An 11,104-nucleotide genomic window follows, 5' to 3' on the forward strand; every position below is an offset into this window, starting at 1 on the left:
GCATACCGGGGGGCCGATGGCGACTTGGCATGTGTTGATTGCGGAGGCTGCGGTTGCGCAGGCGAGGGGGGAGCTGGATACGGCGTTGCGGGTGGCGGGGCGGGCGCGGGAGTTGGCCGAGACATTGGGGCATCCGGCCGGTTTCGGGGCATTCCGCTCGTTGCTCGGGAATGTGGGCCATCATCGCGGGCATTTGGGCGAAGCCCTCGAGGTGCCGCCGGACGCGCATCGCGGGGAGGTGCGGAACCGCCTGTTCATGGCGTTGGGCCCGGCGCATCCGCTGTCCGAATGCGGTCGATTGGACGAGGCCGCCGTGCTTTACCGCAGTCTGGGGCCGCCGCCGCAGTGGGAGATCCCGCCCTTCTTCAGGCTCGTTGTACTGACCATTGGCGGCTCCCTCGCGATGTCCCTCGGGATCACCGCGGATCTCGAATGGTTCGTCGATCAGCTCCAGCCCTACCGTGACCGGCACGTCGTCAGCGGCGCGGGGAACGCGCACTACTTCGGGCCGGTGGCGCTGTGGCTGGGCAACTTCGCCGCCGCGCTCGGCGATCCGGAGACCGCCGAACGTGAGCTGCGGGCCGCCCGGGAGATCTGCCGCGCCAATGGCGCGAAGGGTTACGTCGTCGAGGCGGAGTGCGAACTGGCCGAGCTGCTGCTGGCCCGGGGCGCGACAGAGGAGGCCCTGACACTCGCGAAAGGCGCTCTGCCGCAGAGCGAATCGATCGGCATGTCGCCCTGGACCGAGCGCCTGCGTCGGATCCTCGTCGAGGCGTCGGCGCGGGCGGTGCTGTCCCCGCGCGAACGCGAGGTGGCCGAGCTGGTGGCCAAGGGGCTGAGCAATCGCGAGATCGCCAACGCGCTGGTGCTGTCCGAGCGCACCGCGCAGAACCATGTGCAGCACATTCTCACCAAGCTGGACTTCACCAATCGCGCCCAGATCGTGGCCTGGGTGAGCCGGGGACACTGAATTCACCTGCCCGTCGAGCGAGCGTCGACCACGTCTGCCACAGTCGAGGGCTATGAAGGGTCGTGTTCTGGGGCTGTGCGCGGCGGTGCTGAGCATCGGACTGGTGGCGGGGTGCGGTGGCGGCGGGGACACCGGCAAGCCCGCCGGTCCGACTGCGGTGCCGCTGGTTTCGACCGGCGATCTGCCCGTCGCCCAGACCGGCGAGGTGCACCTGTTCGGCATCAACGACCTGCACGGGAATCTGCAGCCGCCGGACGGCTCCAATGGCAAGGTGGGCACGTTCACCGCCGGGGGAGCGGCGTATCTGGCCGCGCATCTGGCGCGTTTGAAGGCGGCCTACCCCGACAGCGCGGTCCTGGCGGCGGGTGACAACATCGGGGCCAGCCCGCTCATCTCGGCCCTCTTCCACGACGAGCCGACCATCGACTTCATGAATTCCATCGGCGTCGTGGCCTCCGCGGTCGGAAATCACGAATTCGACCACGGCGTCACCGAATTGAAGCGCCTGCAGCAGGGCGGCTGCGCGGCCGACGGCTGTGCTCCGGGTGAGAAGTTCACCGGCGCGAAGTTCCCGTATCTGGCCGCCAATGTCACCGACGCCAACGGCCAGCTGCCGCCCGGTCTGCGCCCGTGGACCATGGTGCAACTCGGCGGCCACAAGATCGGAGTGGTCGGCACCGTCACCACCGATACCGAGCACATCGTGCTGCCCGAGGGCATCCGCGGCTTTCATTTCGGCGACGAGGCCGACGCCATCAACAAGTACGTCCCCGAGATGAAGGCTGCGGGTGCGGAGACGGTGGTGGCGCTGCTGCACGACGGCGGCGCACAACAGGCGAAGGGCGCACCGCTGGACTACAACGGCTGCGCCGACATCTCCCCGAACGTGAAGGCCTTGGCGCACAAGACCGATGGCGCGGTGTCGGTCATGATGACCGCGCACAGCCACCAGGCCTACAACTGCACCCTGGACGGCAAGGTCGTCACCCAGGCAGCCTCCTTCGGCCGTCTGGTCACCGATGTGACGCTGCGCTTCCACGACGGCAAGGTGGACGCCAAGGCCGTCAACCGTGTCGTCACCCGCGACATCACCCCCGCCCCCGCCACCGCGCAACTGGTGGATTTCTTTGCCGGGCAGTCGAAACCGCTCGCGCAGCGGGTGATCGGCACCTCCACCGCCCCGCTGCCCGCCGAGCCCGCCGGGGCCGGTGACTCGCCGCTGGGTGATGTCATCGCCGACTCCATGCTCGACGCCATGGCGAATGTGCAAGCGGTGGCGGCATTCATGAACCCCGGCGGCGTCCGGGCTGGCTTGACCGGCGGCAATATCACCTACGAGCAGGCGTACACGGTGCAGCCGTTCGGCAATGCCGTGGTGGCCCTGGCCCTGACCGGACAGCAGATCCTGAACATCCTCGAACAGCAGTGGGACAACGTGAGCAAGCCCGCCGTGCTCTCGGTCGCGGGCATCACCTACTCCTATTCGGATTCAGCACCCAAGGGGCACAAGGTGATCGGCGACAGCGTCCGCGTCGCCGGACAGCCCTTGAACCCCACGGCGTCCTACCGCGTATCGACCAACAACTTCCTCGCGGCAGGCGGCGACGGCTTCACGGTCTTCACCCAGAGCGCCGAAACCCTGGTCGGCCCCAGCGATCTCGACGCCCTGGAGTCCTACCTGCGCTCCCACACCGCGATCGCCCCGCCGCAGAGCCGCGTAGAGAAGCGCTGAGGCTCAATGACGGAACTCCTCGACCGGGGTGAATTCGGCATCCCGGTCGCCGACCTCATTGCGATACCACTGCTCGCGCCGGTATCGCTGCACCCGATCCGCGACCGCGTCCAGCCCGGGCACGGTGCGGCGCAGGGTTTCCGCCCCGAACACCACCGGCGCCTGCGCCAGCGGATGCAGCACCCACGGGAACCGGCGCGGCATCCGATGCCGGGCGTAGGTGGCGGGCGGCAGCCAGAACCCGGTGTACCCGATCTGCACCCGGTAGTTGATCTCGTCGCGAATTCGCTTGGCCCACGGTGTATCCGGCTTGGGCGCGAACGCGGGCAGATACGACTCCACCAGCTCCTCGCCGTCCGTGCCCGCCGTGTGGGCGCGTTTGACGAAGGCGGCGAACATCAGCCGTACGGCCGCCTGGAAATCGCGCGGATACCAGGCGGGCTGCACGCCCAGCAGGTGCCCGACATAGCGCCAGAAATGCAGTGTCGCTTCGATTTCCGAGACCGTGGTCTGATGCCCGAGGCTCCACAGCGCCAGACCCGGCACCACGCTGCCGCCCATCAGGGTCAGCGTGGCGTCCCCGACGCTGATCGGCACACCCCAGGCGTCGTAATCCCATTCCGGCCGCTGCATGAGCTTGCGCCGGATGAACACGTGCATGATCCGCACCCGCATGGCGGTCTGCCGTCCCCGCGCGCCCGCGTCCAGCCCACCCGGCTCGGAGACGTCGATCCAGAACCGGACCGTCTCCAGCTGCCGCTTGTGCGCCTTGTCCCCGGCGTACCCGCCCGCGTACGACAGCGGCTTGGTGATGGAGCTTTCCGAGTACATCTCCAGGGTGCTGGTGGTGGCGAAGCTGAAAACCGAAGTCCCCCAGCGACGGAACACCTTCGCGCCCCGCGCGACCAGCTCCGGGTCCAGCCAGTCGGGCGCGGTCTCGAACTCCGCGAACAGCGCCCGCAGCGACGGCGGTGCGTCGGCCACGCTGTCCACCCCGTGCGCCAGCGCCCGATCCAGCATGGCCCGCCCGGCCTTCGGCCCGATCTCGCCCAGATACACCTCGTCGACGAACGCCTCGGCCACCGGATCGGCCTGGTAGTAGGCGGTCGCGAAGGCCCGCACCAACTCCTCGTCCGGCTGCGGATCGAACCGGAACACCCCGCGCCACACCCGCCGCGCCCACTGCACCCGCGGATCGGCGAGCCGTTCCCAGTAGCGGAACTCGCTCGGAATCTTCCCGGCCGCAGCCGCTTCCAGTGTCGCGGGAGCCTTGCCTGCCATGGCTGCAGCCTAGGTTTCCCGCCCTGCGTCGAGCAGAGATTTCCGGCCAACCCTCGATCGGCTCGGGGGTGGCTTCGGGTCCGGCAGTTTCCGGATGGAATTTTCCAGATGTTTTCTGATCGACGGTGGTGGCCGCCGTCGGCCTCGCCATAGGGTGCCGCTCATGAATCCCGCGCCCGTCACCACCGTCGACGTACTCATGACCCTGCTGGCCGACTGCGAAGACGCCTGGGACATGCCCGACCGCAGTGGCGACCCGGTCGACATCCTCGACCACGACCGGCAGTGCGCCGAAATCCTGCGCCGCGACTTCCCCGAGGACGAGGAACTCCAGGTCGCCGGGCTGGTTCACGACATCGGGCACATGCTCGTCCCCGGCGATGACGCGGGCCACGGCGTCCACGGCGGTCACGCGGTGCGGACCCTGCTCGGCGATCGGGTCGCCCGCCTGGTCGAACTGCATGTCGTTGCCAAGCGGTATCTGGCCGCCACGGATTCGGTGCACGCCGCGGCGCTCTCGCCCTCGAGTCAGCGCACCTTGGTCGCCCAGGGCGGTCCGATGACCGCCGAGGAAGTCGCCGCCTTCGAATCCGACCCCGACTTCACCGCCGCCATCGCCCTGCGCCGCGCCGACGACGCGGGCAAGATCGTCGGCCTCACCGTCCACCCCCTGGACACCTGGCGGCCGGTCATCGAGCGGGTGGCCGCCACGGCATAGACTCGCTCTATGCCATTGTCGCCACGGGTGCCCGACCTCGCCGCGCTCGACCTGCTGCTCTCGGTGATCGAGCTGGGCAGTCTCGGGCGCGCGGCCAAGGCGCACGGGATCAGCCAGCCGTCGGCGAGTTCCCGGATTCGGTACCTCGAGCAGCTGGTGGGCGTCCCGGTGCTGGAGCGGACCACGCTCGGCTCGCGGCCGACGGCGGCGGGTGCACTGATCGCGGAGTGGGCGCGCGATGTGGTGGACGCGGCCGAACGCCTCGATGCCGGGATCGACAGTCTGCGCGCGCAGCGGGATTCGCGACTGCGGGTCGCGGCCAGCCAGACCGTCGCCGAATATCTCTTCCCCAAGTGGCTGATCGGGTTGCGGGCCCGCATGCCGGAGACCTCCATCGCCCTGGAATCGGGCAATTCAGCGGAGGTTGCGAAGGCGGTGCTGGAGGGCCGGGCCGGCATCGGCTTCGTCGAGAGCCCGCGGCTGCCCGGCGGCCTGGAAAGCCATGTGGTGGCCAGCGATCGGCTGGTCGTGGTGGTCGCCGCCGGGCATCCCTGGGCGCGGCGGCGCGAGGTGGCCGCGGCCGAGCTGGCGAGCACGCCGCTCATCTACCGCGAGCCCGGCTCGGGCACCCGCAACTCCTTCGAGCGGGCCATGAGCGCCGACATGCCGGGCTGGGAGCCGAATGTCGCACTCGAGCTGTCCTCCACCACGGCCATCAAGACCGCGGTCGCCGAGGGTGTCGCCCCGGCCGTGCTCAGCTCGCTGGCGGTGGCCACCGAATTGGCCGAGGGCACCCTGGTCTCGCCTACCGTGGTCGGCCTGAATCTGGACCGGCAATTGCGCGCGGTCTGGCCGACCGGACAAAAGCCGACCGGTCCCGCGCGTGACTTGTATGCCATTGCGCGCCGCCCGATTTGAGTCCGTTCTGGGAGTTTTGCGTGAAGTGTTGACAGAGTGACGCCCATCACCATAGTCTTCCGGCGCGGGCACTGCGGATTTCGCGAGGGCCGACTCTGCCTGCATATTTCCGTCGCCAATACAATGGCTTCGCTGAATTCGCAGCCCGAAGACACAAGTGCGCCAACGCCTCCCGCGAGTGTTATCAAAGGGTTATGGTCACCGCATGGTGCGAACCGCCGCCGCAGCCGCAGACCCGGATGAACCTGACATTCCGGCCACTGCATCGCGGCCAAAGCTAGAGGTTGTTCAAGAATCGCCTGACCCCGAAGCGCCACAGCAGCATTCCTTCGGCGCACACGTCCTGAGCGCGGCCGATATCGAGCGACTCCCGTCCTCGGCCCGGCACCGCATCGCAGCCTTCATCCACCTGCAGGTGGCAACCCTGGAGGAGTGGCCCGAACCGGTCCTGCCCCCGATCCCCGATCTCGACGAGATCTGAACCCGCCCGGAAACCCATATACCACCGGCCGACTGACACTTTCTGCCTCCGAACAGAGGGTTTTGTGCTTCCGGCCAGCTGACACCGCCGGATCCTGGGATTTTGCCGGATGGCTCCGGTAGTCCGGCCTGACATGGTCAAAGACCATGAACACCTTGCGGCCGTCCAGCCCGAAGCAGCCCCGAACCCGAGCCGCGACCCTGCTGGCCGTCCTGGTGGCCCTCGGCGCCCACGCCCCCGGACTCGCTGCGGCCGAACCGGATTCGAGCACGTGGTATGTCCGCGCGGGAGCGCCCGCGGGCGGAACCGGTAGCGCCGAAACGCCTTTCGACTCCCTCGCCCGTGTCGAGGCGGCCTCACGCGACGGCGACACCATTCTCGTGCAGCCCTCCACCGCGACGCTGGACGGCGGGATCGCGCTCAAGCCCGGCCAGAAGCTGATCGGCGACGGACCCGCGGTCATCGGCGCGGCAGTTGCCGCACTGCCCCGGATCACCAACACCACCGGAGCCCACGACGGCGACGCCGTGCGCCTGGCCGCGCGCACCGAGGTTCGCAATCTGGTCATCACCGGCGCCCGCCGCGGTGGCATCTACGGCGCCGACGCGATCGGCACCGTGATCGCGGGCAATGACGTCACCGGCACGAATCAGCAGTGCACCGACGGCTTCATGATCGGGCCGTTCGGACTGCCGCCCACCCTCCCGCTGGGCGCGTCGATTCCCGCGCTGCCGGACTTCATCACCCTCAACAATGGCTGGGCGGCCATCATGACCGACTTCCGCACGGCGGCGGGCACCGTCCGCATCGAGGGCAATACCGTCCACGACACCGCCTGCGGCGACGGCATCGATATCCGCGCGCTCGGCACCAGCGATATCGACGCCGCGGTGAGCCGGAATACGTTGCGCGACATCAATCTCGGCCTCGCCAAGCTGTCGGTGCTCACCATCGGCGTGCAGGCCGGTGACCAGGCCCGGCTGACCGGGCGGATCGACGGCAACTCCGAGACCGATATCGCCACGGCCGCAACAGGTCTGACCAATGTCATGGCCGACAGTGAGGGCGTCTTCATCAACCCCTTCGGGCAGGCGCACCTGGACATCACCGTGGACGCCAACCAATTCCACAACGGCTACGGTAATTTCTCCGCCAACGGCCTGGAATACGCGACCACCAGCGGCACGCCCGACAGCCGGGTTACGGTGACCAACAGCGTCTTCGACAATGTCACCGGCGATCTGATCGAGAACTACAACCTCAGCACCGGCGGTGCGCGTCAGTCGCTGACGCTGAAGAACGTGTACGCCCACCATTCCACCTTCCCGGGCGCGGCGCTGAACTCCGTCGTGCCCGCGAACCTCGGAACCTGTGTGGTGACAACCAATTTCGGCCGTGCCGCGCACACCGAACTGACCATCGCCGACTCGGACTTCGGCGACTGCAGCGCCGACGGCATCGGCCTGATCGCCTACACCCCGGCCGGAAACGAGCCCAGCACCGCCGCGCTCACCTTCGATATCCGCGACACGGTGCTCGGCGGCAGCGCGGCCAATGGCATCAGCATCCGGAATATCGGTGACACCGCCGTGCTGCACGGCTCCATCGCGCGCACCTCGATCGCGGCGGCCCGGGAATCGCTGCTGCGGGCGAGCAGTAGTGGTGGTCGAATCGGCAGTGCCGCAATTGATCTGAGCGATATCACCCTGGATGGCAAGGCCGCGGATCGGCAGGCCGTGCAGACGGAACTGATGTCCAATTTGTCGTGATGTGGCCAATTGTTAACCATTTGGCCATTCATTGAATACCTAGATTAACGGCGAAAGTCCTTGCCGGGCAACGGGTCAGGGAAATGTGCGTCCAGTCACTTATGGCAAATATGCATTGCCACTCGTCTGATAACAGACTTAGAGTTTGCTTGTAAGTAACTGAACCTGCGACGCCTTCTGATTCCGCAGGCCTACTCAATCGAGGTAAATCAAGTGCGCAAGCGTGGACTCGTTGCGGTTACCGCATTGGTGGCCGCAATCACGGCCGTCACCGCGGGATCGGTAAATGCCCAGCCCACCACCGGTGACGCGGGAGTCGTCCACTGGACCGCGTCGGCCGACGACCGATCGGGCACCATCACCACCGACATCGGTTCCATGGACGTCGAAAACGGCGTCTTCGAAATCAAAGGCGCCGATGGCACGGTGGTTGCCGGAACCGAACTGACCTTCCGCGTGGACGATTTCGTCTTCCCCATCGCAGCGGAAATCCGCGGCCTCACCGCCACCCTCACCCCGCAATTCGACCTGCAGCACGCGGTATACCAGCCCGTCGCCCTGCCTTTCGAAGACACCGCCCCGTGGAAGACCCCCTACGACCGTGAGCAGGCGGCCTGGAACCGCATGAAGGACACCATCTCCATCGGCGCCACCATCGGCACCCTGGTCGGCGGCATCGGCGGCGCAGCCGTCGGCTGCGCCCTCGGCGGCATAGCCGTAGGCTCCGGCGTCTCCCTCGCCACCGGCATAATCGGCGGCCTCTTCTTCTTCCTCCCCGGCGCAGTCGTCGGCTGCCTAGCCGGCGCCGCCGCCATGGGCGCCCTAGGCGCCGTAGCCGGCATGATCCTGGTCACCGCCCCAGTAGCCATCGCCGCCGCAGTCCAATACTTCACCACCATCAACCAGCCCTTCATCCCACCCGCCAAGTAGCCGCCACAGGCTTCTGCCCCGGCCGCGCCGATGAGGGCGCGACCGGGGCCTCTGCTTGTTTTCGCACGTCAGGGCGGATGCGGAGTTTGACTTCCTCTCACTTATTGCAGTAAGACTGAAATAGGTTAGAGGAAGACTGAGGATGAGAATTCGACACTTCGTGGCTGCGGGTGTACTCGCTGCCGCCACCATTGCGAGCACTGCGGCCACCGCGGCTGCTGCACCGCCCGCTTCGGTTACCGCTCCTGGCGACACCGGTGATGCGGTCGAGAAGTTGGGTGATGCGGTTACCTTGGGTACCGGAGCGGGGGCGCTGATCGGGACTGCGGCCGGAGCTGGAATTGGTTGCCTCGCGGGTGGTTTGGTTGGGGGCATTGGCGGGGGCGCGGTCAGCTTGGGTGTACTGGCCCTGCCCGGCGCGGTTGGCGGATGCTTGGTGACCGGTGCCGCGCTCGGGGCCGTTGGTGCGATCGCGGGTACTGCCCTCATTGGTGTGCCCATTGCTCTTGCTGAGGGCGGCCCATATTTGAATCAGCTTCTTGCGCAGGGGATTCCTGCTTCGGATCCCAAGTAGGGCTCAGCCCTCGTGGATCGGGTCCGGGAGGGTCCAGCGCTCGTCGCGACGAGGGCGTAAATAGAGCGCGTAGTAGGCGTAGCCTGCGGCCATGGCTGCTGCTGCGAAGGCGATCTGCTGCCAGTCGTTTCGGCCCAGGCTGTAGGCGGAGTAGGCCATGACGGCGATTACGGTCAGGGGCGGTAGTGGCCACAGGGGCATTCGGTAGCCGCCGGGGATTCCGGTGCCTACCAGGCGGATTCGTAGGGCGGCCAGGGCTACGAAGAGGTATACCAGGACCAGGCCCGCGCCGGTGGCGACGATGAGCCAGTGCAGGGGCAGCATCGCGGCGGCCAGCGCCGCGAATGCGCCGACCGTCAGGGTCGCGACGACCGGGGTGTGCAGGCGTGGATGGACCGTGGCCAGGGCGCGGTCGATCGGGTCCGGCCAGCTGCGGTCGCGGGCGGAGGCGAACAGGAGCCGGGCGATCTGGAGGATGATCGCGATCACCGCGTTCACGATGGCGATCGCGATGCCAACGCTCACAGCGGTATTCACCGCCGAGCCGCCGCGGGCGGTCAGGAAGTAGTTCATCGGGGCGTCGCTGTGTAGGAGTTCGGTCAGCGAGGGTGCGCCCAGTACCACCGCCGCCAGCGGGAGTATCTCGATGGCGACCGTCGCGGCCAGGCAGATCATGATCACGCGGCCGATGGTGCGGGTGGCGTTGCGGGTTTCCTCGGCGTAGTACACCGCCGCGCCGTAACCGTTGTAGGCGAACAGTGCCACCGGGATCAGGGTGGCCAGGGACCCGATTCCCACGCCCGCCAATCCGTCTCCGGAGGCGGTCTGCGCGTGCACGAAGGCGTCCGGACCGCGCTCGGTATGGGCCAGTCCCAGCACGACCAACGCGGCGATGGCCGAAACCTCCACGCACAGAAAGACTCCCGTGACCCAGGCGTTCGCCTTGATATTGCACAGCGCGATCGCCGTCGTCACCGCGATGACCCCCACGCCGACCCACTTGCCGCCCAGGCTCGGTATCGCCACGCTGAGGTAATCGCCCGTGCCGAGCGCGATCACCGCGATGATCAAGACCCCGTTCACCAACGTCAGCACGAAGATGGCGAAACCGCTGGAGCGACCCAACAGCCTTGCCGCCCAGGTGTATTCGCCGCCCGCGATCGGGTAGGCCGCGGCCAGCTCCGCATAGCAGAGCCCCACGAACACCGACGCCACCGCCGCCAGCGCGAGGGTCAGCACCGACGCGCCCCCGGCCGCCAGCAGTATCGCCGGAACGATGATGAAAACGCTGGAAGCCGGCGTCACCGCCGACAGCGTGATGAGGATGTTCTCCATCATCCCGAGCGCCCGCGACAGCTGCTGCGGGTAATGCCCGCGAGCGCCTTCGCCGGAGCTCGTGGCGGAGTTCGCCAGAGACGCGGCGGAGTTCGCCTCAGACGCGGCGGAGTTCGCTTGAGACGCGGCGGAGTTCGCCTGAGACGCGGCGGAGTTCACATGAGACAGGGCGCCCGGGATGCCCCCGGGTGGTGTACCGGGGTTCGCTTCAGTTGGCGCACTGGGGATTCCGCTTGGGGGCGTGCTGGGGTCGCCATGCATCGCGGCGGGATCTGCGGGAGGCGCGCCGGGAAATTCTGTGGCCGTCGGGATCGAGTGCGAGGTCGTCGCGGCGGGATCCGCGGGTGGCGCGGTGGCGTTCGCGGGCAGGGGAGTGGGGGTGTCGTCGGGCAGGGG

Annotated in this window: 9 protein-coding genes; 7 read left to right on the plus strand and 2 right to left on the minus strand. The window is 67.7% G+C overall.

The window, feature by feature from the left end; translation table 11 throughout:
* On the plus strand, positions 1 to 970 hold a 970-nt coding region (locus ACAM49_RS34975; protein WP_369639821.1), incomplete at its 5' end, for a LuxR C-terminal-related transcriptional regulator.
* A gap of 52 nt (positions 971 to 1,022) precedes the next feature.
* Positions 1,023 to 2,702: a bifunctional UDP-sugar hydrolase/5'-nucleotidase gene (locus ACAM49_RS34980; RefSeq protein WP_369639822.1), complete on the plus strand. Its 1,680-nt coding sequence runs from the start codon at positions 1,023 to 1,025 to the stop codon at positions 2,700 to 2,702.
* A gap of 3 nt (positions 2,703 to 2,705) precedes the next feature.
* Here ACAM49_RS34980 and ACAM49_RS34985 read toward each other — a convergent pair whose 3' ends face one another.
* Entirely contained in the window at positions 2,706 to 3,983 is a 1,278-nt protein-coding gene (locus ACAM49_RS34985) for an oxygenase MpaB family protein (protein ID WP_369639823.1), read from the minus strand.
* A gap of 163 nt (positions 3,984 to 4,146) precedes the next feature.
* On the opposite strand from ACAM49_RS34985, the gene ACAM49_RS34990 reads away from it, so the two are divergent.
* The 5 genes from ACAM49_RS34990 to ACAM49_RS35010 all read left to right on the plus strand — a co-directional run bounded on the left by ACAM49_RS34990 (position 4,147) and on the right by ACAM49_RS35010 (position 8,799).
* The gene (locus ACAM49_RS34990; RefSeq protein ID WP_369639824.1) at positions 4,147 to 4,701 is read left to right on the plus strand and encodes an HD domain-containing protein; all 555 of its coding nucleotides are present in this window, start codon (positions 4,147 to 4,149) and stop codon (positions 4,699 to 4,701) included.
* 9 nt (positions 4,702 to 4,710) lie between these two features.
* On the plus strand, positions 4,711 to 5,619 hold the full coding sequence (locus ACAM49_RS34995; RefSeq protein WP_369639825.1) for a LysR family transcriptional regulator: 909 nt from the start codon (positions 4,711 to 4,713) through the stop codon (positions 5,617 to 5,619).
* A gap of 205 nt (positions 5,620 to 5,824) precedes the next feature.
* Positions 5,825 to 6,100: a hypothetical protein gene (locus ACAM49_RS35000; RefSeq protein WP_369639826.1), complete on the plus strand. Its 276-nt coding sequence runs from the start codon at positions 5,825 to 5,827 to the stop codon at positions 6,098 to 6,100.
* 146 nt (positions 6,101 to 6,246) lie between these two features.
* Complete coding sequence (locus ACAM49_RS35005; protein WP_369639827.1) at positions 6,247 to 7,869, plus strand: hypothetical protein; 1,623 nt, start codon at positions 6,247 to 6,249, stop codon at positions 7,867 to 7,869.
* Between the two features lie 213 nt (positions 7,870 to 8,082).
* A complete protein-coding gene (locus ACAM49_RS35010; RefSeq protein WP_369639828.1) occupies positions 8,083 to 8,799 on the plus strand; it encodes a hypothetical protein in 717 nt (238 codons plus the stop codon).
* 577 nt (positions 8,800 to 9,376) lie between these two features.
* On the opposite strand, the gene ACAM49_RS35015 is transcribed toward ACAM49_RS35010, so the two are convergent.
* The gene (locus ACAM49_RS35015) at positions 9,377 to 10,711 is read right to left on the minus strand and encodes an APC family permease (RefSeq protein WP_369639829.1); all 1,335 of its coding nucleotides are present in this window, start codon (positions 10,709 to 10,711) and stop codon (positions 9,377 to 9,379) included.
* Positions 10,712 to 11,104 lie beyond the last annotated feature (393 nt).

This window comes from Nocardia sp. JMUB6875 (assembly GCF_041154655.1).
Classification (GTDB): Bacteria; Actinomycetota; Actinomycetes; order Mycobacteriales; family Mycobacteriaceae; genus Nocardia.